Here is a 16358-nt window from a genome sequence, read left to right as displayed (position 1 = left end):
CTCACGCGGTCATCCTGTCGAGGTCGTTGTGGGTGAAGAGTTCGTTTCGTTTGGCAACGGCTGCGGCCTCTGCGTCTGCCAGGTCGGCAAAGTGCCCGGCGAAGTAGGGCTTGCCCTGATGCGTGGCTTGAGCTACCCATTTTTGGTATTGCTTGCTCCAGTGGACGCCTCGGACGCCTGATGCTGATGTCTTGTTGGCGCCGACGCGGTGCTCCTCGTTTTGCTTTGGAGTAACTGCCCGCAGATGGCTCGGGTTCACGCAGGCGCGGTTGTGGCACATGTGATCGATTAGCAGACCGGCGGGGATGCTTCCGCGGTGGAGGGTGTATGAGTAGCGGTGAGCGAGCCTAGATCGACCGTCCACGTTGAGTAGCGCGTAGCCCTTTGCGTTCTTCGCTGCGGTCCATTCCCAGCAGTTGCCGGATTTGTTGACTTTTGCCCAGAACCGTTCTGCTGTGGTCGGCAGGGGAGGAAGTTGCCCTAGTCGGGCGAGCTTTGCATAGTGCGACCTGCAATGCCCGCGAGCGCTGTAAGGCTCAGTGCAGTCTTTAAAAGTGCAGGTTGTGGGTACCATAGCGGTAGCCCTCCAATCGGTAGTGACGATCTGTAGGGTTAGGCCCCGGCGAGTGTTGCAAGCACTCTTCGGGGCTGTCTCTATTATCCCATGAAATCCGCGGATTCTAGGGGTTTTTGGGGTCATTTCGGCTTTCCATTTCTGCAATTTCCAGGTCTGCGCCGGGCATGTCCACGGCCCAGACTTTGGCGATGTCCCAGTGGACGATTCGGGCGTCGTTGGTGAGGATGCCGGCGGATTCGAGGGCGTCTCCGATTGCGCGTTGCATCTTGTCGAGGTCTTTGGGTCCGGCTGGGTAGTCCTGGAATTTGGTGGTCGCTGGTTTGCGGATCCTGATTTCGCCACTGACTTTCACGGGAGCGTCGATTGGCTCCCAGTCGGGTCCGGCAGCTTGTTTCGCGGCTGCCTTGACGGCAGACCTCCACGCGGGCAGCGTCTTGTCCGACTCCACCATTTGCCCGCGCCCGTAGCTCGTCTTGCTGCCTTGGGATGCTGGTGTGCCGTGCGTAATAATGCGGATCGTCCGGCTCATTTCACCCACCGTGCCCAGCGTTTGCCGATCTCGTTGCGCCCGGCTGGGTTGGCGGTGAGTGTCCAGACGAGGAATGTGTAGCCCCAGTGGTTTTCGCGGCCGGTGAATTGCCATTGTTCGCGGCGTCGCTGGTTCTGGCAGCATTCAAAGTCGTTCATGGCTTCCTTCCGACGTGCCGGAGTTCTTCGCATGGGACGCTCATAATTACGCGATTGCCCCGTTCGCGCTGGATTGACGCGTACTTGTCGTCGTAGATGTTGGACGGGATTACTTTCCAGATACCACCCTCGCCATACCATTCGACTAGATCTCCCTCTCGGAACTGCCACGCGTCGATCTCCGGCCCTAGTTCCGCCCCAGCGCCCTCCACTGCCACTACAGACCCACGCGGCTCTCCTGCCCCACTAGGAGCGGCTGGGATGGGGGTTAGCGCGGCGGCGATGGCGGCGCGGGTCTGAGCTACGGCGAACTCGACGCTCAACTTCTGCTCCCCGAAGACCTCGTGAGCTCTTGACTCACAGCCCGCACTGTCCTGCCAGTAATCAGCCAACATCGTCACCGCATCAACGGCCGCGATTAGAGGCTCAACGTCCCGCTGAGATTGCTCGATGGTCACACTGCCGGGATAGTCGCACGCCGCTTCCAGTCGTGCCCTGATCTCGTCTAGCTCTTTCATGCGTCCCCCTCGTTGGTGCTGAATGTGGCCACGCATTCCCGGCATCCCTCGCATGGGCATTCGGCCGCGCTGGCTCCTGAAATATGCTGAGCTTCCTGGCTCACTTGTCCCCCTCGGTTTGTCCCCATGCGTAGCGCACGAGTGTTTTGTAGTTCCGGCTGGTTTTCCCGCCGTCGTCTTTTCGAAGCGTGTATGAGAACGCGCCGAACTGGTTCACGGACTCCCGCAGGATCCGCCACGTCGCCCTGTTGCGCACGTCCCCGTCGCGGCTTATCTCGTACCGGCCGAATCCTGGGATGGTGCGGAACTCGGCGTGTGACAAGTCCCGGCCGTCCGTGGTGCGTGTCGGCCAGAGGGTTGGGGCGGTCATGCGAGGTCACTCTTAGGATGGCCGCAGCCTTCGAACAACGCCCCGCAGCTACAGTTGTGCGGCATCTCGTGGCCTTCCAGTTCGATGCAGACGCACGTTTCGCCATCCAACTTCCAAATTGGACCAACCCAGTGTCCACACTCGCGCTCACTCATCAAAAGCTCACTTTCTGTTTGCCCCAGCCGTAGAACTTTTGGCGGGTTGCGGGGTGTATGTTTCGTCTTCGAGGATCCGCATTAGGACGTTCCTCGCGGTGGGTGTCATCTCGTCCGGGTACAGGAGGCGGATCGCGGCTTCGAGGCGGTCTTTCATGCGTCGCTCTCGCCTTCTGTTCGCTGGATGGCGGCCAGCACTTCGGCTCGCCCATATCTCGTGGCGCACTCGGCGCATTCCTTGTATCGCTGCGGGCGCTTGGGTTCGGCGACGTACTCGTGATAGCCGGTGTCGTCGCCGGCGAGCGCGGTATGCGTCAGGTAGCGCTCGCCCGGCTGGATCTTGCCAGCCCTCGCGCACCCGTCGCAGCGATGCACCTTTCGCGCCTTGTGGGATCGCGTGATCACAGCAGCCCCCGCGCCATCAGTTCGGCCCGGCGTTGTTCCTGGCCTTCCTCGAATAGCCGGTCCCACTCGGCGGGATTCCGGGACCGCCAGGAGTTCGGGTGCTTGATGGGCGGGAGCGCTTCGAGCGCGTTCGTTTTTGCTTCCCGGCTGTTTTTTATGTTCGCGGCCCGCTTGCTGATCGCGCCGGGTGATGCGGCGATGGACTCGTTGGCTTTGTAGTGCTCAAGGACGGCCTGCTTGGCGACATCGGGGGCCGTGTTGGTCATGGCATATGCCCAGACATCGACGTTCGCCTCGTTGAGCATCACGCGGGGGTCTACCTGGTTGATCCATGTGAGCATGGCGATGGTCTGCTTGTGGTCCATCTAGGCCTCCAATTCAAAAGGTTCGGTTTGTTGCGCGTCGTAGGCCTGGAGCATCGCCATGCCCTTAGCGAGACCTCGGGAGCTGTGGTCCATGACCTGTCCGCCGCGTGCCGGCAGTGGCTCGTCGTCCCATGAGCCCGCGTTGAGCCATGTGCCGAAGTGCTTGGTGAACTTGGCTTCGCGGTTCGGGTCGTCGCGGTACTGGACCACGCCAGCGGTCAGTGTTTCGTAGTCCACTTCCTTGGCTGCTTTTTGGTAGGCCTTGTATGCGGCCTTCTTGTCTCGCTTTGCGGGATAGAGGTTCCAAAGCTTTTCGAAGTCGGCGGGATAGCCACCGCGTGGCGGGGAGTAAGGAGTAGGGGAGTTGGGAGTAGGGAGAAGGGAGTAGGGAGCATCGGAAGGGTTCCCGTTTTGATTTGAAAGGGTTCCGGGAAGGGTTTCGGGAACCCTTTCAATAGGGCTTGTGGAAGGGTTGAAAAGTTCAAGCTCTCGGGGGTCCATTGACCGCTTATCCAGGAGGTCTCGGCACTGATCCCAGCCCTTCAGGTGCGGCTCTTCGTCGTAGAGGCGCTTGAGTTCGTGGACCACTACGCCGCGGATGGCACGCGAACCGATTTCCGAGAACTTCCGATACATGGCCTTGGCGATGTTGGGCGATGTCAGCAGCCCGTCGTTGCGGATGAATGACCTAACCAGCACTTCGCCGGTCGTCTCGTCGATGACCAGATACAAGCCCGCGGACAATTCCGCCGCAGCCGCTTCTACCTTGGCGATGGTCCATCCGTGCGCGAGTTGGGTAAGCCTGCCGGGGTGCCATGCGGTGACGCCGCAGAAGTTCAAGGACATCTGAGTGGTGACCACGAGATATAGGTGCTGCGCCTCGGGGGACAGGTCTAGGAAGTCATCGTCAAGCCATATGGCGGTTTGGATTCGGGCGTGTTCACGCGCCATTCGATTACTCCTTTCTTGGTTGTTGTGTCACGCGACTTGCCCGGTCAGCAGTCGCCGGCGTTTATCCCAGCGCGCAGACTCTTCAGCAGCGCGCTTTAGCCCCTCAGTGCCGCCCCAAATAATGGCGGGCTGGGCAAGTTGGCGGGCTGCGAGTTCGGCGCGGTTGCGGGCCAGGTCTAGCTGCTTGGCGGCTTCGATGCGGCGGCGTTGCAGCTTGGCGAGTTCCTGCTCTTCCGCGACAACGGCGGCCAACTCAGCCTCGGCCTTCTCGACTGCCGCGGCGGCTATCTGGCGCTGGATCCGGAGCGCTTCAAGGTTCTGCTTCGGGGCGTTGCGAATGTAGGTCACGCCGATCCTCCTTATATTCGTGGGCGTTTGGGGTTGCGGGCGCGCATGACGTTGGCGATGGCGCGGCGGGCCGTGGGGTCTGAGTGGGTGCGTGCGTCACCGGTGCGGGGCTCGTTGCGGGGCACGTCCAGCCAGTGGCACGGGCAGGTGCGCTGCTGGGCGCATACCTCGAATGCGGTCCAGCAGCAGCCTCGGGCGCAGGGGGTCATGCGGCGGATTCCGCAAGTTCCCGCTGCGTCTCAAGTAGCGCCATAAGCTGCCCGCCGATGAACCGCGTATAAGCCCTGGGGATACTCTCGGCAATGCTCTTGCGGTTGCTGGTCCAGTGCATATCCATGGCCCCCTGCCACTGCGCCACGGTGCCCTTGCCGCCACCTTCGCCGTACACGGCAAAATATGGGCCGTCGAACCATTCGCCATGACGCCAGCCAGCAACGCGTCCCCTATGTGGCTTGTGCGGCGTCGGGATTGCAGCCCAGCCGCCAAGCTCGAAGTACCGGTGCCGGATGACGCCTAGCCCGAACATTTCGCCGCACAGGGTCAAGTCGCGGCGCAGGTCGGATCCTTGCACGTTCTCAATGACGTAGGGCTTGCCGGAAATGTCGAGCAGCGCCCTGGTTGCGGGGATGAGGTTCAGGTATTCCTTGCCCTGGTTGGTGCCCTTAGTGAGGGTGCATGACGCCTGGCATGGGGGCGATGCGTGAATGGCGTCGTACTCGTGGCCATGAGCGGCCAGGTAGGCGATGGCGTCGGACTGGATGAATGTTCCGGGGTAGTCAGGCTGGGGCTCAATGTCGATCCCGGTCACGTCGAACCCGGCGTCCATGTACCCCTTGCCGGCACCTCCCGCGCCGGCGAATAGATCAAGTAGCTTCGGTTTCATTGCTTGCCTTTCGGGGGTGGGCACAAAGGCGGCGCCCGACAATCTGCCGGGCGCCGCTTGGGTGGGGCCGCACTATGGCGACCGGGGGTGGGTGTGGGCTAGAAGGGCGGCTCTGAATCGGGGCCGTTCCCCCAGCCGCCGCCATTGTTCGGATTGACTGCTGGTGTCGCCCACGGGTCTTCCTTCGCGGCCGGCTGACGATTGCCGCCGGACTGCTGCTGATTGCCTCGTTGCTGTCCATTGCTATTCTTCGACGGCAATATGTCCACGCCCTTCACGTTCACGTCCAGGCTGGTCCCGGCAGATCCGTCCTTGGCCTCATACTTGCGGGACATGAAGTCGCCGTAGACCGTGACGCGGCTACCGCGGGTCAGTTTGCCGTCGTAGTGCTCGGCTAGGCTGCCCCAGATTGTGCATTCGAGCCACTGTTCAGCGAGGGTTTCCCAGTCGCCGCCCTCCGTCTTGCGTGACCTTGAATCGGCCACGCTGAAGCTCATGAACGGGCTACCGGATTTCGTGTACTTCAACTCTGCGTCCCGGCCAAGATTGCCGGTGAATTTGATATCTGCCATGTTTACTTTTCCTCTGCCGTGATGGTTTCGAGTACGCCAATCCACTGCTGTGCAATGGCGGGCGTGATGCTGATGTACAGGTTGTCGCCCATGGAGACCTGCTTGCCGATCTCGGGGTGGATGGGCTGGCTTGTGGCCCTGATGTGTCCGGCAATGACGGACACGGACGTATGGCCGGTTGTCTTGTAGCTCATGCGAGGCTCCTAATAGCGGTCAGTATGGTTGCGTCCGCGCCGTTCGCTTCTGCGTCGGCGTAGATCTTCTGGAGCCGGGGCACGTCACCCTTGGCTTGTTCCGCGTGTGCGAGCCAGTCGACGGGCTCGATAGGCGGTTGCGGGGTGGTCGGTTTGGGTGCCTCCTTGAGGGGCTGCACGGTATAGGTCTCACGCTTACCCCGGGAGGTAGTTACCTTGAAATTCACGGCCTTATCGATGTGCGAGAGATGCGAAATCCTGATGCCGCCAGGGACTTCCTTGCCAAACCTGACGGCTTGATCCCGGAAGAGTGTGACGCGCCGCCCTGTCCAGACGTTCGACTCGTCGCCCCATGCCTGCATGAGTACCCGGAGCATGCCGAGCGGTGGACGCCACGCCCTGGCCTCGCCCTCTAAAGCGATGTCGTATTTCTGTTCGGCCGCTCCGTCCTTGACCGCGGCGATGGTGAATGTCCGGGGTCCGCCTAGGAAGTCGTCTGCGTTCCATTGATCCGAGCGTGGTTCTGCGGTGATTTTCAAAGCTTCAACTCCAGTTCACTGATGCCAAGCAGTTCTTCGGCTTGGTAGACGGCGTAGTTGGGTAGGGCGATTGGTTCGGCGGGCTGGTATCCGGGCCAGTTGCCAGAGTCGGCACATTCGCGGTAGATGCGTTTTGCGCGGTCGTTGAGCTGCCTGCCGATGTCGATTGCTTCCCAATCCAGTTCGACCACGGACACAAAGTAAGGCGCCGTCTTTTCGACCAGCACAAAGTGGAAGGGCAACTCTTCGCCGGTCGCAGCTTTCACGCCGTCGATGTAGTGCGCCACTGATTGGTGGTAGCCGTACTCGTGGGCAGTCTTGCCGAAGTCGTTCGGGGATGCGCTGCGGGTGGTCTTGAGGTCCACGAGTCGTTCGCCGTCATGCCATGCGTCCGGGCGGCACTTCAGCGCGAGTCCATCCTCTTCCCAGAACACGGACTGTTCGGCCTTGTGTCCGGTGAATAGTTCCCGTGCGCGTGGGTGGGACATAACCGAGGCGTGCATAGCCTGGATGGGCGTCCACTCCTTCTCCAGGAGCGCTATCTTCCCGGTTGCGCGCGCCTCATCCTTGGCTTCTTTCGCGGCCTTGGTGCGCCAGTCTGCTGCGTCCACGATGACGACGCCGGAAGTGTCGCCTTCGAGGATGAGACTGTGCGCTGCGGTGCCTACGTCATAGGCGTCCTTGTGGACCGGGTTGTCGCGCTCGTGCACCCAGTGCGCAGGCGTGCGGGTGGCAAGCGTTTTTAAGGATGTCGAGCCAAGAGCGGCGTGCGCATGGTACGCCCGATTGCTCATGTTCGGGATGATTTCGGTTTTCAATTGGTCCCCCTGGTTGTTTTCGGTCACAAAAAAGCCGCCAGTCCGTGGCGGCTTCGGTTAGTTCGCGTCTGGCCTGAACCCTTGGGCGGCGCAGACTAGTTCGTAGATGGGTGTCTGGTCGGCGGCTTCCCGTTCGCGGGTCGAGCGGGCGGCGTGGTCCTGGAGGCTACACATCGGCGGCACTCGGCTTCTTGACCCACGGGAGGCGGGCTGACGTGTAGCCGCGTTCGATTGAAGCGGCAGCGTAGCCCTCTTCGATGATTCCCGCAGCGGTTAGCGCCTTGAGTAGGTCCACGTACTGGAGTGGCGTCATCGGCTTGTCGATGTATAGGTGATGGTGCCCCGGCGTGCTCGATGGAATCAACGCAGCCGGGATGTCGATGTCTAGGACGGGGCGGTGCATGTAGGTGTCTAGATCCAGACTGGAAACCACTTCGGCATCATCAGCCGTCTTTGGTAGTTCGTGGGAGCAGTCGTAATCGCCGTCTTCAAGTAGAGCTTTGATCTTCGCTTTTCGTTGCACCTCCGTGTCGTCGGCGGTGAGGCTGGCGCTGATCTTGAATACGGCGCTGGTCCGCATCCACTCGGGCAGTTGCTCCCAGCGTCCGTCTATGGCGGGGAGGATGGGCCCTTGGCCGTAGCGCTTTGTGAAGTAATCCACCTGCGCTTCCTTGTTACTCTTCGCTTTGCTCTCCTCGTAGTCGCGGAGTAGGTCTTTCCAGTTAGTCGTCATGCTGCTGTCTCATTTCCGTGCATCGCACAGTTCGGGTCTGTCGGTTTCGGGTGTCGCGGGTTGTATCGCCATGGTGGGCAGGTGCAGCCGGGTTGTGGGTTGGTCCCGCGTGACCAGTTCTCCTGCTGCTGATCATGGAGCATCTTCGAAGCCACTCTCGGTTAGGTGGTCAGGTTGTCGGCGCGGGCACGGAGCCAGTCCATATATGGGCCTTGGTACTCCCATGCGTCTTCGATGTGGGCCCATCGCCTACCGTCGCGCCGGGCCCACTCGTCAAACTCTTGAACGCCCATGTTGTCCTCGAAGTCCTCCACGGCTTCCCGGAGCGCTTCGGCTTGGGCGGCGGCGAACAACGGGGCGAGCATGGCGGCTTGGTGTTCGGGGTGCGAGCGTCCAAGTTCAGCCCACCCGCAAATGCAGCTACCCGCGTTCTGGCGCTGATGCCGCACAAGAATGTCAGTGGCCCCCTCCAGCGCGTCACTCACCAGACACCACCGGGGAGTAAAGAACCGTCGCGGGGAGGAAGTTGTCAGGGTGCGTGTCGCCGCTACGTGCGCCACGGTGCCAGTCGCCGTCGTCCCACCGCTGGAAAGAGATCTTCTGGCCGCTCTGCCCCGTGTAGGCATCGGACAGCACAACGGAACCAATGGGCAGCGCGTCCAGTTCCTCAACCGTTGTGACCTCGAGGGGCTTGTGGAGGACTTCGCCTACGTAGGCGGCCTGATCGGCGGTCAGTGGGATCGCCTTGGAGAGTTCGCCGTCAACGTACTGCTCAATGCGGACATCGTCCCCAAGCTTCACGTGGACAAAGTTGGTGCTGTATTCGTTCGTCACGTCGTTTCCTTTCATGCGCCCATCCTCCATCTGAGGTCGGCGCGTTCCGTATCAGTCATTGCCATCCACGCGGCCATCGTGATGTCGGCCCGGTAGATGAGGTCCGAATCCTCGCGGCTGATCCGTGGAATGTCGGGGAGGTTTATTGGTTTGCGGTGGGCGTCGAAAATCCCCGTCATGCCGTCCGCGCCTGTTCTGTTTTGCGCTCGTAGATGGCTGTCTGTTCGGTCGCATAGGCGGCGAGTTCCCGGAGTTCCGCCAGCAGTTCGGCGTACGGCGAGTTCCAGCCGGTGGATACTTCCAGGCCCTCAGCGAGGCGCAGGGCGTGGGCTACGGTTGCGGTCATAACGCGTCCTCATATCGGAGTGTGATGGTTGAGTCGGCGTTATCCACGTAGGTGAGCGTCATACCGTCGCGGGTGAACAGGAGGCCCTGATCGCGGAGACGGGCGGCGCGTTCGATGATGGCCTCGGTAGCGGTCACGTAATGGTCCTCGTGCACGGACCGGGAGACGCTTGTGATCGTGACCGTGTGGCGCACGTGCTCGAATGGCTGTATCGCCTGCTGACCGCGCCCACCGACCGTCGCAACTCCCGTGTCGTAAGGCTGGCCGGGAGTGTGGGTCATGGCGTGTCATCCCAATCAAGGGCCGATGACTCAATGAACCCATCAGCCTTCCGGTAGTCGTTGCCAGCTAATCGAAGATGCCGCGACAGTTGGGACCGCGCAGCCTTGAGCGTGGTGTACGGGCCATACTTCCGCTGCTGGTAGTAGCCATTTCCGTCCGCGTACTGGTGATTGATCGTCACGCGGTATACGCGGTCAGTCCACTCTGGTTCTCGCGTCATGCCACCACCACCCGTCGTGGCGTAACAGCAAAGAATGCGGGCTGCGTGACTGGCTCATACGGGACAACCAACCATTGGCCGCTATAGAACTCCACGTACGAGTCGGACGGGCAGCGGGTGAACGCTTCATCGCGGGTCATGAGGTCAGCCCTTCGTTCAGTGCGACGGCGAGCTTCTGCGCGTCTTCCAGGGTTGTGAATCCATAGCTATGCGGATCCTTGACCATCTCGGCAAGGGCAACGTTTTCCGCGGATTTCAGTACGGTTGGCGAACCGAAGGAATCATCATCACCGAAGTACCTGCCAGCGTCTGAGTACCAAGCGAGAATCTTGCCGTTGCGCTTGGCTACCTCGTGGACCAAGACTTCTTCCGCCGTGTAGCGCCTTGTCTTGGCCGAGCATTCGCAGGCCTCCTCAGCTTTCCGGCCCCTCGGTGTCGTGTAGTGCAGCTTGCGGTCCTCGGCGCACCGGTCACATTTCGGCAGAGCGTCCCATGCGATAGTCACCTTGAAGCGGGGTTCCTTCAGGATTGCCAGCAGTTTCCGCAGGCCTTCCTTTTCGACAGTGCGGCGCGCCGTTGCTTCGGCCTGATGGAGTTTGACCTCATATCCACGCCGGGCCATCTCTGCTTCACGCTCAAGCTTGTGAAGCCCGGCTAGCTTCGCCGACATCTCCGTGTTGGATTCGCGCAGGGTCTTCAGCTCTTCCTGGACTTCTTGCTTGACCGATTCCCGCAGTGCGGCCTTGAATCCCTCCACTTCCTCATCGAATGGGCTGAGGTCGTCGTAGTAGTCGCTCACGACGTCAATCCCTCGTTATAGCCAACCGCATGGGCGAGCATCTGGACGGCGGCGGACAGTTGCTCGATCTCGTCACGCAACACAACGGCGTGCCAGGATTCGGGGCCTTTGGATTTCACGGCGCATACTCCTTCTTCAGGTTCAGGTAAACGGTTTCGAGTGCCGCAAGGTGGGCTTCCAGTGCCTCAGCTTCTGCGGCGATAACGGGATCTTCGCGGGCTTGTTCGGCCACGCGTCGGGCACGGTTCAACGCCCGGAACATCTTCGCCAGTTCAAGGGCTGGGGCGGATTCGAGCGGGGTGGTCATGACTCGCCTTTTCGGTGCGCGTCGGCGTCGTTGGCGGTGCTGGTGTCGGCTAGGTCGGCCAGCTCGTCGTAGTCGGTGGATTCGGGCTCTTCTAGTGCGCGGTCAGGGCTCACTACCAGCCCCGCGACTTCTTGAGGATCCCGAGTCGTGCGCAATGACGGATAGCCGCGAGGTCACGCAGCATGGCGTCCATCATCTTCTGCCAGCTCGCCGTGTTGTCCGACGCGAGGACGTTGCCCGTCTCGGCATCGAATACTCGGTAATACCAGCAGTACATGTGGCCGCGTCGGTCAAAGCGGGTCTTCTCTTTGCGGCAGTAGAGTTGCGCCCGGATTACCATTTCCGCGCCCGATCCAGCACGTCGGGAAATTCCGCCAGTACCGCGGCCAGTTCCTCGTCGTCCAGCCGTTCCAGCGCGGCCATGTTGCGGTCGTGGCGGATAGCTTTGGGGATCCAGTAGACGGCGCCCACGATTGTTGCGGCCAGGACTAGGACGTAGAAGCCGTTCATGATTCCCTCTCGAATGGTGCGAAGAAATCCTCAACATGGAGAATGCCCAAGCCGGACGGGTGCGGATCGTGGATAAGGTTGCCTGCGCGATCCACGATGACGGCATGGTGGAAGCTTCCGCGTGGAGATGGGCCCGTGCCAATAAAGAACTCGATGCCTTCCGGGATGAACTTCGAGTCGCGCCACTTCGTGAGGTTCTTGCCCGTAAGATCCCAGACGTAGCGGTTCGTCTCGCCCCACCAGTCCTTGAAGGTGACGAAATGCGGAACCGAGTCATATTCGGGCACGGACAGCAGGGAAGCAACGCACGCCTTCCAACAGTCACCGGGAACGCCGGCCGAGTTATGGCCGTCGCCGCGTGTTGGGTCGGCAATGATTTGCTGCGTGTAGGGAATCACTTTTCCTCCTTAGATGGGTCACGGTCGAGGGCGTCAAGGAACCACTGCGGCGTTGATACGCAGCGATTGGCGGTGTCGCACGCCTTCCGGTCGTCGCATGGGCCATAGAGCCTGCACCGCTCTTCGCAAATAATCACAGCGCTCATGAGTCCTCCTTGATGGCGGCCCAGGTGCGGAGTGACCCGTTTTTCCGTGACCGTGCGGTTGATATTGAGTGGGATACGGCTTCGATGTAGCCGAGGCGTTTTGCGGTGGTGAATGCGATGCCAACGAGATTGGGATGGGGCGGGGTGCGCATCTCCTTGCGGAGCCAGTCGGCAGTGATTGCCGGATGCGCGTGGGCTAGTGCGTGGATCGTGGCTACTGCGTCCTCTAACCAATCGGCGTGCGAGTCCTCCAGTGCTGCCGCGATCATCGGTTTTCCTTTCGGCGCCGGTCTGGCATGACTGCTTGGCCGTGCGTCATGAGGCTGGCGTAGTGGGTCGAGCAGTAGCCCCGCGCCTTATGTCTCCCTGCGCATTCGTCCACGGCGCAAAGTTTCGCGTCCGGGTCGAGCTCCTTCACTTCCATGCGCGCCGGCTTCACGTAAGGCTCCGTGCCGCCGTAGACGTATGGCTTGCCTTGGAATGACGGGCCGGAATTAACGCGCCGTCCGCGGATGATCAGGGTGGTGGTTGGGTTGCTCATGCGGCGGCCGCGTCGAGCTTGGTGAACATGTCGTTCATCCAGCGGCGGACGGCTTCTGTTCCGGTGGGGTCTGCGTAGTCGGTGCGGCCGTCGTCTAGTTCCGGGTCCATCTCGGCCAGGTAGCGGCCAGCCAACGCTTTAGCGCGATTGCCGGTCATTTTCACATCCCACAATGGCGCGGCGTCGATGATCCACTTCTTGATCTGGATGAATGACGGGGTGATTTCGGGCATGGAAAGGCCTCATTTCTCAGCTTGGGGTAGCTTGCCGCCAGACAGCGGTCTTGGTGATGCGGAGTGTTTGCCCGAGTGGGCGGGGGTGCCGGTTAGGCGGCGTCGAAGGCTTCGGCCCATTCGGGGTCGAGGCGTTCCTTTGTTGCCACGTGCTTCTGGTACATCTCGCCAAGGTTGGCGTCTACTGCCGGCCACGATCCGGCGCTAACCATCTCGTCGCGGTGCGCGACGTGGGCTCCTAGTTCCATAAGGCATTGCTGCTGCTGCGCCTCTTGTACGTGCTCGATAAGTTCGTCATTCATCAAGAACCATTCGCCGTTATCGCGGAGGCTTGCGAACTGCCGGTGAAGTTCCCGCTCCTTGGCGACATTGCCGGGTATGTATGCGATGAGGCGCGGATCTTCTACCCAGATTGAGGGCCGGATAGCCTTACCGCCGCGCCGCAGTTGATCGACGCGGGACTCCGGATTGATGCTGGTTCCGATCTTGATGAACGATCCGCACTGAATGTAGTAGACGAAGGGTCCGAGCTCGGGGAATGTGGAGAGTGGATAGGGTCCGTTGATTGCCCATCCGGCGGAGGCGATATCTGCGTAGTCGTCCATGGTTAGCGCTTCGGGGCTTCTGTGGGGAGCGCTTCGAGCCAGCCGGAGAGTTCGGTGGACAGGATGACCGGCTTCGAGTTTGCGTAGCGGGCGGTCATGTCATTGTTGCGGAGTGCGCGGCGGATGGTGTCGGTGCTATATCCGGTGGCCTCGGCTGCTTCTTCAATCGAGTAGCTGACCTTCATGCCGCGACCTGCTTTGCGGTGAGGTCTTCGGGGAGTAGGTCGGAGGGCCAGATGTTGAGGGCCGCTGCGATCTTGCGTAGTTCCCTGAGTGTCAGTAATCCATCGCCTTCGAGTCGGCGGCAAAGCGTCTTGTAGGGTATCCCGGTTTCATCTGCGAGGGAGTTTTTACTGACTCCCTTGTCATTGACCGCCTGGTTGATGATGTCGATTTCAGTGTGGTTTGTGGGCTGCTTCCCAGCGAATGTCTTAGCCATATGACTAACAGTACTTAGTCGATCGACTAAGCGCAACCCCGAACCAAGTAGTTGTTTCGTGTCGTGCGAGTATCCGATCGACTAACCCACTTAGCCGTTCTATTGCAAACTGTGACCATATGCCCATAAGCTAGCCGCATGACTAACGTATTCGAAGGTTTGGAAGCAGCCTTAGCAACTCAGGTGAAGGTAGAGCTTGTAGAGCGCGGACTGGACCAGAAGACGTTGGCCGAGCGCGTAGGCATCCACCCAGTAACGATGACCAAGTACCTCAAGAATCAGCGGAGCATGCCACTGCCGGTCCTTATCGACATCGCCAGCGAACTTGGCGTCAGCCCTCGCGTCTTGATGCAGCGAGCCGAAGCCAGGCTTCGGTCAGCATCTCAGACGGCATAGTCCCCAGCGAGGCAGCTTGGGCGCATAGGTCACGTACCGTTATGCCAGACATTGTGGCGTGGTGAATGACGCTGATGGCCTGAATGGTGTGCACTACAACTGCCCCCGAGTTTAGAACTAGTATTCGATCCATAGAGACCATAAGCCGGGCCACTGACATCCAGTCGTGGCCCGGTTTTTTGTGGAATCAGCGGCCAGATTACCCCATATAAAACCGTTTGATAAATCCCGCTTCCTACTTGCGAGTATCTAAAATTGGTTCCATATAGACACGCCGTCCTTGTATGCGCTATAACTGCTGGTCAAGGGCACTTATGCCCCATTGGAGGCTTACGATGGTGATCATGCCCGCAGGAAAAGAGCCGGAACCCGGCGCGTTCGCCCGCGCCGTGTCCGATGAGATCCGGCACGCCTTGACGCGCCACCGGACCAGCGGCGCGCAACTGGCCGGCATGATCGGCAGGTCTAAGAGCTACGTGTCGAAACGGCTCCGCAACGAGAGTTCGTTCACGGCGAACGACGTTGAGGCAATCTGTCGAGTCCTAGGCGAGAATCTGCTTCAACTCCTAACCAGGGCCATCCGATCAATGAACGGCAGGTAGGCACGCAAAATAGGCCCCCAACCTCGGGTAGTGAGGTTGGGGGCCTATTGGTGACTATGCTTCGATCTGCGGGCGCAGGAGCGCGGACAACGCCTCCATTCCTTCGCGCAAGCGGGCGGCGTCTGTGCGGGTCCGATAGGAACGCGTCATAGCCCTTGTGGAGTGCCCGACGATGGCCTGGATAATGTCTTCGGGGACTCCTGCCGCGTAGAGTAGGTCCACGGTTGTGTGCCGAGCGCCATGTAGTACGACATCCTCTGGCAACCCGGCGCCTCGCATAAGCTTCTTCCACGCCTTGGTGACCCGGTCGGGATCCCATGGGCGCCCGTCCTCGCGGAAGATTAGCCCGTCTGGTGCGGCCTGCATGTGGAGCTCAAGGATGGACTTTAGCGGGTCCACGAGCGGGATGATGCGCCACCCGGTCCTTGACTTGGGCCGGGTGAGATACAGCGTTCCCTTGATTTGCCGATACTCGAAGTCGTCAGGAGCTTTCTTGATGTCCGTTATCCGCTGGGTTTGCCACGATAGGTCAAGTACGTCCGTTACCCTGTCACGCTCCAGCCCGATAATTTCGCCGCGCCTGGATCCGGTAAGCAGGTAGGTGGCCCATAGTGCTGCATCCTTTCGGGTAGCAAGGTGCGCGAGTAGTTGGATTGACTGGTCGAGGGTGAGCGCGGACTGTTCAGTGATACGCGCACGCGGGCGACTGACCATATCGCAGGGGTTGGCATTTACCTTTCCATCCTGCATGGCGGCGCCAAGCATTACCGAGAGCGCATTGTGTGCCAGTAGCGTGTATGTACTGGAGAGCATGATGGTTCCACCGGGCAACTCCCTCCCGTCCCGCAGGTTCTGATCCTTCGGGGTCGCGGCCATGACCTCGTGCAGCCGGCGTACGTCTTGGGCGTTGATCTTATCGAGCATCCGCTTACCTAGCAGTGGGACGATATAGCCATTGATGACCGTCCTGTATCCGGCGAGAGTGCGGGGCTTGATGTCTTTGGGCGCAATCCGGTCCATCCAGTGATCGGCCCACTTGGCGAGGCTGATGGAGCTGGTTGAGAGGTTGCCCTGCTTCTCCAGTTCGCGCTGGAGTGTGCGCATCTCACTAATTACCTGGCCCTTATCTTTCCGGGCGAGGACTTTGCGGCGGCGTTTCCCGTCGAGTCCTTGGGGTAGTTCGATGGTGGCACACCACATGCCGTCTGCGCGCTGGTAGACGCCGCCTTCACCTTTGGGGCGGCGCGGCTTGGATGCCTTGCGGCGTTCGAGAAGCTCGGCGTATTCGGCAGCGAGCCATTCGGAAGGCTCTTCGCCACGCGCCTTCATCTTGCGGATCACGGCGCGGTCCGCGGTGAGGTTGCGCTCGTCTTCTTGGGTCCATTTCGCTGCCATAAAGTCCACTGTAGCCTATTCGTTAGCCGATGCCAGCGTCTGCTAGCCTATTCCGCTCAATCGTGCGGTCGGTGAAAGTGCCTAGTTTCCGCGTGTTTCCGCGTATTTTGTGAGTCTAAAACGAATGGATTAAATATAGCCGCACGACTCATAATCGTGAGGTCGGGAGATCGAGCCTCCCCACCGCTAC

Annotated in this window: 37 protein-coding genes; 2 read left to right on the top strand and 35 right to left on the bottom strand. The window is 60.5% G+C overall.

Going from position 1 to position 16358, the window contains the following annotated elements; genetic code table 11:
- Position 1: 1 nt before the first annotated feature.
- The 34 genes from ACQCS0_RS19715 to ACQCS0_RS19550 all read right to left on the bottom strand — a co-directional run bounded on the left by ACQCS0_RS19715 (position 2) and on the right by ACQCS0_RS19550 (position 13775).
- Complete coding sequence (locus ACQCS0_RS19715) at positions 2-574, bottom strand: HNH endonuclease signature motif containing protein (protein WP_426940298.1); 573 nt, start codon at positions 572-574, stop codon at positions 2-4.
- Between the two features lie 106 nt (positions 575-680).
- Positions 681-1106, bottom strand: a complete 426-nt coding sequence (locus ACQCS0_RS19710) for a RusA family crossover junction endodeoxyribonuclease (protein ID WP_426940297.1) — start codon at positions 1104-1106, stop codon at positions 681-683.
- Positions 1103-1264: a hypothetical protein gene (locus ACQCS0_RS19705; protein ID WP_426940296.1), complete on the bottom strand. Its 162-nt coding sequence runs from the start codon at positions 1262-1264 to the stop codon at positions 1103-1105. The genes ACQCS0_RS19710 and ACQCS0_RS19705 overlap by 4 nt, the downstream gene beginning before the upstream one ends.
- Positions 1261-1782 (bottom strand): hypothetical protein, encoded by a 522-nt coding sequence (locus ACQCS0_RS19700; RefSeq protein WP_426940295.1) that lies wholly within the window; start codon positions 1780-1782, stop codon positions 1261-1263. The genes ACQCS0_RS19705 and ACQCS0_RS19700 overlap by 4 nt, the downstream gene beginning before the upstream one ends.
- 100 nt (positions 1783-1882) lie before the next feature.
- Positions 1883-2152 carry a hypothetical protein gene (locus tag ACQCS0_RS19695; RefSeq protein ID WP_426940294.1) on the bottom strand — a complete coding sequence of 90 codons (270 nt, stop codon included), beginning with the start codon at positions 2150-2152 and terminating at the stop codon, positions 1883-1885.
- A 308-nt stretch (positions 2153-2460) separates the two neighbouring features.
- On the bottom strand, positions 2461-2682 hold the full coding sequence (locus ACQCS0_RS19690; RefSeq protein WP_426940293.1) for a hypothetical protein: 222 nt from the start codon (positions 2680-2682) through the stop codon (positions 2461-2463).
- Between the two features lie 26 nt (positions 2683-2708).
- Positions 2709-3077: a hypothetical protein gene (locus ACQCS0_RS19685; RefSeq protein ID WP_426940292.1), complete on the bottom strand. Its 369-nt coding sequence runs from the start codon at positions 3075-3077 to the stop codon at positions 2709-2711.
- Complete coding sequence (locus ACQCS0_RS19680) at positions 3078-4028, bottom strand: hypothetical protein (protein ID WP_426940291.1); 951 nt, start codon at positions 4026-4028, stop codon at positions 3078-3080.
- A 27-nt stretch (positions 4029-4055) separates the two neighbouring features.
- Positions 4056-4376 carry a hypothetical protein gene (locus ACQCS0_RS19675; RefSeq protein ID WP_426940290.1) on the bottom strand — a complete coding sequence of 107 codons (321 nt, stop codon included), beginning with the start codon at positions 4374-4376 and terminating at the stop codon, positions 4056-4058.
- Between the two features lie 205 nt (positions 4377-4581).
- Positions 4582-5259: a hypothetical protein gene (locus tag ACQCS0_RS19670; RefSeq protein WP_426940289.1), complete on the bottom strand. Its 678-nt coding sequence runs from the start codon at positions 5257-5259 to the stop codon at positions 4582-4584.
- Positions 5260-5357: 98 nt separating this feature from the next.
- Entirely contained in the window at positions 5358-5831 is a 474-nt protein-coding gene (locus tag ACQCS0_RS19665; protein WP_426940288.1) for a single-stranded DNA-binding protein, read from the bottom strand.
- Positions 5832-5833: 2 nt separating this feature from the next.
- The gene (locus tag ACQCS0_RS19660) at positions 5834-6025 is read right to left on the bottom strand and encodes a hypothetical protein (RefSeq protein WP_426940287.1); all 192 of its coding nucleotides are present in this window, start codon (positions 6023-6025) and stop codon (positions 5834-5836) included.
- Positions 6022-6564: a hypothetical protein gene (locus ACQCS0_RS19655; protein WP_426940286.1), complete on the bottom strand. Its 543-nt coding sequence runs from the start codon at positions 6562-6564 to the stop codon at positions 6022-6024. Before ACQCS0_RS19655 ends, ACQCS0_RS19660 begins: the two co-directional genes overlap by 4 nt.
- Positions 6561-7358: a PD-(D/E)XK nuclease-like domain-containing protein gene (locus ACQCS0_RS19650; protein ID WP_426940285.1), complete on the bottom strand. Its 798-nt coding sequence runs from the start codon at positions 7356-7358 to the stop codon at positions 6561-6563. Before ACQCS0_RS19650 ends, ACQCS0_RS19655 begins: the two co-directional genes overlap by 4 nt.
- 190 nt (positions 7359-7548) lie before the next feature.
- A complete protein-coding gene (locus tag ACQCS0_RS19645; RefSeq protein WP_426940284.1) occupies positions 7549-8115 on the bottom strand; it encodes a hypothetical protein in 567 nt (188 codons plus the stop codon).
- A 161-nt stretch (positions 8116-8276) separates the two neighbouring features.
- Positions 8277-8480 carry a hypothetical protein gene (locus ACQCS0_RS19640; RefSeq protein ID WP_426940283.1) on the bottom strand — a complete coding sequence of 68 codons (204 nt, stop codon included), beginning with the start codon at positions 8478-8480 and terminating at the stop codon, positions 8277-8279.
- Between the two features lie 112 nt (positions 8481-8592).
- Positions 8593-8964: a hypothetical protein gene (locus ACQCS0_RS19635; RefSeq protein WP_426940282.1), complete on the bottom strand. Its 372-nt coding sequence runs from the start codon at positions 8962-8964 to the stop codon at positions 8593-8595.
- On the bottom strand, positions 8961-9128 hold the full coding sequence (locus tag ACQCS0_RS19630) for a hypothetical protein (RefSeq protein WP_426940281.1): 168 nt from the start codon (positions 9126-9128) through the stop codon (positions 8961-8963). Before ACQCS0_RS19630 ends, ACQCS0_RS19635 begins: the two co-directional genes overlap by 4 nt.
- A complete protein-coding gene (locus tag ACQCS0_RS19625; protein WP_426940280.1) occupies positions 9125-9295 on the bottom strand; it encodes a hypothetical protein in 171 nt (56 codons plus the stop codon). The genes ACQCS0_RS19630 and ACQCS0_RS19625 overlap by 4 nt, the downstream gene beginning before the upstream one ends.
- Positions 9292-9432 (bottom strand): hypothetical protein, encoded by a 141-nt coding sequence (locus tag ACQCS0_RS19620; protein WP_426940279.1) that lies wholly within the window; start codon positions 9430-9432, stop codon positions 9292-9294. Before ACQCS0_RS19620 ends, ACQCS0_RS19625 begins: the two co-directional genes overlap by 4 nt.
- Before the next feature lie 140 nt (positions 9433-9572).
- Positions 9573-9797, bottom strand: a complete 225-nt coding sequence (locus ACQCS0_RS19615) for a hypothetical protein (RefSeq protein WP_426940278.1) — start codon at positions 9795-9797, stop codon at positions 9573-9575.
- Positions 9794-9937 carry a hypothetical protein gene (locus ACQCS0_RS19610; RefSeq protein WP_426940277.1) on the bottom strand — a complete coding sequence of 48 codons (144 nt, stop codon included), beginning with the start codon at positions 9935-9937 and terminating at the stop codon, positions 9794-9796. The genes ACQCS0_RS19615 and ACQCS0_RS19610 overlap by 4 nt, the downstream gene beginning before the upstream one ends.
- On the bottom strand, positions 9934-10596 hold the full coding sequence (locus ACQCS0_RS19605) for a hypothetical protein (RefSeq protein WP_426940276.1): 663 nt from the start codon (positions 10594-10596) through the stop codon (positions 9934-9936). The genes ACQCS0_RS19610 and ACQCS0_RS19605 overlap by 4 nt, the downstream gene beginning before the upstream one ends.
- Positions 10593-10715, bottom strand: a complete 123-nt coding sequence (locus ACQCS0_RS19600) for a hypothetical protein (protein ID WP_426940275.1) — start codon at positions 10713-10715, stop codon at positions 10593-10595. The genes ACQCS0_RS19605 and ACQCS0_RS19600 overlap by 4 nt, the downstream gene beginning before the upstream one ends.
- Positions 10712-10903 (bottom strand): hypothetical protein, encoded by a 192-nt coding sequence (locus ACQCS0_RS19595; protein ID WP_426940274.1) that lies wholly within the window; start codon positions 10901-10903, stop codon positions 10712-10714. The genes ACQCS0_RS19600 and ACQCS0_RS19595 overlap by 4 nt, the downstream gene beginning before the upstream one ends.
- A gap of 112 nt (positions 10904-11015) precedes the next feature.
- Positions 11016-11243 carry a hypothetical protein gene (locus ACQCS0_RS19590; RefSeq protein WP_426940273.1) on the bottom strand — a complete coding sequence of 76 codons (228 nt, stop codon included), beginning with the start codon at positions 11241-11243 and terminating at the stop codon, positions 11016-11018.
- Positions 11237-11413: a hypothetical protein gene (locus tag ACQCS0_RS19585; protein ID WP_426940272.1), complete on the bottom strand. Its 177-nt coding sequence runs from the start codon at positions 11411-11413 to the stop codon at positions 11237-11239. The genes ACQCS0_RS19590 and ACQCS0_RS19585 overlap by 7 nt, the downstream gene beginning before the upstream one ends.
- Entirely contained in the window at positions 11410-11811 is a 402-nt protein-coding gene (locus ACQCS0_RS19580) for a hypothetical protein (protein ID WP_426940271.1), read from the bottom strand. The genes ACQCS0_RS19585 and ACQCS0_RS19580 overlap by 4 nt, the downstream gene beginning before the upstream one ends.
- Before the next feature lie 142 nt (positions 11812-11953).
- The gene (locus ACQCS0_RS19575; protein ID WP_426940270.1) at positions 11954-12226 is read right to left on the bottom strand and encodes a hypothetical protein; all 273 of its coding nucleotides are present in this window, start codon (positions 12224-12226) and stop codon (positions 11954-11956) included.
- Positions 12223-12498 carry a hypothetical protein gene (locus ACQCS0_RS19570; RefSeq protein WP_426940269.1) on the bottom strand — a complete coding sequence of 92 codons (276 nt, stop codon included), beginning with the start codon at positions 12496-12498 and terminating at the stop codon, positions 12223-12225. Before ACQCS0_RS19570 ends, ACQCS0_RS19575 begins: the two co-directional genes overlap by 4 nt.
- The gene (locus ACQCS0_RS19565; RefSeq protein ID WP_426940268.1) at positions 12495-12731 is read right to left on the bottom strand and encodes a hypothetical protein; all 237 of its coding nucleotides are present in this window, start codon (positions 12729-12731) and stop codon (positions 12495-12497) included. Before ACQCS0_RS19565 ends, ACQCS0_RS19570 begins: the two co-directional genes overlap by 4 nt.
- 92 nt (positions 12732-12823) lie before the next feature.
- Positions 12824-13336: a GIY-YIG nuclease family protein gene (locus ACQCS0_RS19560; protein WP_426940267.1), complete on the bottom strand. Its 513-nt coding sequence runs from the start codon at positions 13334-13336 to the stop codon at positions 12824-12826.
- Positions 13337-13338: 2 nt separating this feature from the next.
- Entirely contained in the window at positions 13339-13521 is a 183-nt protein-coding gene (locus tag ACQCS0_RS19555; RefSeq protein WP_426940266.1) for a hypothetical protein, read from the bottom strand.
- Entirely contained in the window at positions 13518-13775 is a 258-nt protein-coding gene (locus ACQCS0_RS19550) for a helix-turn-helix domain-containing protein (RefSeq protein ID WP_426940265.1), read from the bottom strand. The genes ACQCS0_RS19555 and ACQCS0_RS19550 overlap by 4 nt, the downstream gene beginning before the upstream one ends.
- Before the next feature lie 138 nt (positions 13776-13913).
- Between ACQCS0_RS19550 and ACQCS0_RS19545 the strand changes: the two genes are divergently transcribed.
- Together ACQCS0_RS19545 and ACQCS0_RS19540 are read left to right on the top strand one after the other, a co-directional pair.
- Complete coding sequence (locus ACQCS0_RS19545; RefSeq protein ID WP_426940264.1) at positions 13914-14171, top strand: helix-turn-helix domain-containing protein; 258 nt, start codon at positions 13914-13916, stop codon at positions 14169-14171.
- Between the two features lie 344 nt (positions 14172-14515).
- Positions 14516-14773 carry a helix-turn-helix domain-containing protein gene (locus ACQCS0_RS19540; protein WP_426940263.1) on the top strand — a complete coding sequence of 86 codons (258 nt, stop codon included), beginning with the start codon at positions 14516-14518 and terminating at the stop codon, positions 14771-14773.
- A gap of 54 nt (positions 14774-14827) precedes the next feature.
- Here the strand turns inward: ACQCS0_RS19540 and ACQCS0_RS19535 are convergent, their stop codons facing one another.
- Entirely contained in the window at positions 14828-16168 is a 1341-nt protein-coding gene (locus ACQCS0_RS19535; protein WP_426940262.1) for a tyrosine-type recombinase/integrase, read from the bottom strand.
- Positions 16169-16358 lie beyond the last annotated feature (190 nt).

Source organism: Pseudarthrobacter sp. S6 (assembly GCF_050156575.1).
In the GTDB taxonomy this organism is placed as follows: Bacteria; Actinomycetota; Actinomycetes; order Actinomycetales; family Micrococcaceae; genus Arthrobacter.
The sequence above is the reverse complement of the archived record's forward strand: the minus strand, read 5'-3'. Positions and strand labels throughout refer to the sequence as shown.

Bases quoted from the DNA above. Each gene is read 5' to 3' on its own strand.
- ACQCS0_RS19550 (WP_426940265.1), bottom strand. From the start codon at position 13,775: ATGGCTAAGACATTCGCTGGGAAGCAGCCCACAAACCACACTGAAATC.
- ACQCS0_RS19660 (WP_426940287.1), bottom strand. From the start codon at position 6,025: ATGAGCTACAAGACAACCGGCCATACGTCCGTGTCCGTCATTGCCGGA.
- ACQCS0_RS19570 (WP_426940269.1), bottom strand. From the start codon at position 12,498: ATGAGCAACCCAACCACCACCCTGATCATCCGCGGACGGCGCGTTAAT.
- ACQCS0_RS19670 (WP_426940289.1), bottom strand. From the start codon at position 5,259: ATGAAACCGAAGCTACTTGATCTATTCGCCGGCGCGGGAGGTGCCGGC.
- ACQCS0_RS19610 (WP_426940277.1), bottom strand. From the start codon at position 9,937: ATGACCCGCGATGAAGCGTTCACCCGCTGCCCGTCCGACTCGTACGTG.
- ACQCS0_RS19540 (WP_426940263.1), top strand. From the start codon at position 14,516: ATGCCCGCAGGAAAAGAGCCGGAACCCGGCGCGTTCGCCCGCGCCGTG.
- ACQCS0_RS19575 (WP_426940270.1), bottom strand. From the start codon at position 12,226: ATGATCGCGGCAGCACTGGAGGACTCGCACGCCGATTGGTTAGAGGAC.
- ACQCS0_RS19625 (WP_426940280.1), bottom strand. From the start codon at position 9,295: ATGACCGCAACCGTAGCCCACGCCCTGCGCCTCGCTGAGGGCCTGGAA.
- ACQCS0_RS19645 (WP_426940284.1), bottom strand. From the start codon at position 8,115: ATGACGACTAACTGGAAAGACCTACTCCGCGACTACGAGGAGAGCAAA.
- ACQCS0_RS19565 (WP_426940268.1), bottom strand. From the start codon at position 12,731: ATGCCCGAAATCACCCCGTCATTCATCCAGATCAAGAAGTGGATCATC.
- ACQCS0_RS19630 (WP_426940281.1), bottom strand. From the start codon at position 9,128: ATGACGGGGATTTTCGACGCCCACCGCAAACCAATAAACCTCCCCGAC.
- ACQCS0_RS19680 (WP_426940291.1), bottom strand. From the start codon at position 4,028: ATGGCGCGTGAACACGCCCGAATCCAAACCGCCATATGGCTTGACGAT.
- ACQCS0_RS19640 (WP_426940283.1), bottom strand. From the start codon at position 8,480: ATGCTCGCCCCGTTGTTCGCCGCCGCCCAAGCCGAAGCGCTCCGGGAA.
- ACQCS0_RS19705 (WP_426940296.1), bottom strand. From the start codon at position 1,264: ATGAACGACTTTGAATGCTGCCAGAACCAGCGACGCCGCGAACAATGG.
- ACQCS0_RS19685 (WP_426940292.1), bottom strand. From the start codon at position 3,077: ATGGACCACAAGCAGACCATCGCCATGCTCACATGGATCAACCAGGTA.
- ACQCS0_RS19585 (WP_426940272.1), bottom strand. From the start codon at position 11,413: ATGAACGGCTTCTACGTCCTAGTCCTGGCCGCAACAATCGTGGGCGCC.
- ACQCS0_RS19595 (WP_426940274.1), bottom strand. From the start codon at position 10,903: ATGACCACCCCGCTCGAATCCGCCCCAGCCCTTGAACTGGCGAAGATG.
- ACQCS0_RS19650 (WP_426940285.1), bottom strand. From the start codon at position 7,358: ATGAGCAATCGGGCGTACCATGCGCACGCCGCTCTTGGCTCGACATCC.
- ACQCS0_RS19615 (WP_426940278.1), bottom strand. From the start codon at position 9,797: ATGACGCGAGAACCAGAGTGGACTGACCGCGTATACCGCGTGACGATC.
- ACQCS0_RS19715 (WP_426940298.1), bottom strand. From the start codon at position 574: ATGGTACCCACAACCTGCACTTTTAAAGACTGCACTGAGCCTTACAGC.
- ACQCS0_RS19545 (WP_426940264.1), top strand. From the start codon at position 13,914: ATGACTAACGTATTCGAAGGTTTGGAAGCAGCCTTAGCAACTCAGGTG.
- ACQCS0_RS19560 (WP_426940267.1), bottom strand. From the start codon at position 13,336: ATGGACGACTACGCAGATATCGCCTCCGCCGGATGGGCAATCAACGGA.
- ACQCS0_RS19590 (WP_426940273.1), bottom strand. From the start codon at position 11,243: ATGGTAATCCGGGCGCAACTCTACTGCCGCAAAGAGAAGACCCGCTTT.
- ACQCS0_RS19665 (WP_426940288.1), bottom strand. From the start codon at position 5,831: ATGGCAGATATCAAATTCACCGGCAATCTTGGCCGGGACGCAGAGTTG.
- ACQCS0_RS19695 (WP_426940294.1), bottom strand. From the start codon at position 2,152: ATGACCGCCCCAACCCTCTGGCCGACACGCACCACGGACGGCCGGGAC.
- ACQCS0_RS19635 (WP_426940282.1), bottom strand. From the start codon at position 8,964: ATGAAAGGAAACGACGTGACGAACGAATACAGCACCAACTTTGTCCAC.
- ACQCS0_RS19555 (WP_426940266.1), bottom strand. From the start codon at position 13,521: ATGAAGGTCAGCTACTCGATTGAAGAAGCAGCCGAGGCCACCGGATAT.
- ACQCS0_RS19710 (WP_426940297.1), bottom strand. From the start codon at position 1,106: ATGAGCCGGACGATCCGCATTATTACGCACGGCACACCAGCATCCCAA.
- ACQCS0_RS19535 (WP_426940262.1), bottom strand. From the start codon at position 16,168: ATGGCAGCGAAATGGACCCAAGAAGACGAGCGCAACCTCACCGCGGAC.
- ACQCS0_RS19700 (WP_426940295.1), bottom strand. From the start codon at position 1,782: ATGAAAGAGCTAGACGAGATCAGGGCACGACTGGAAGCGGCGTGCGAC.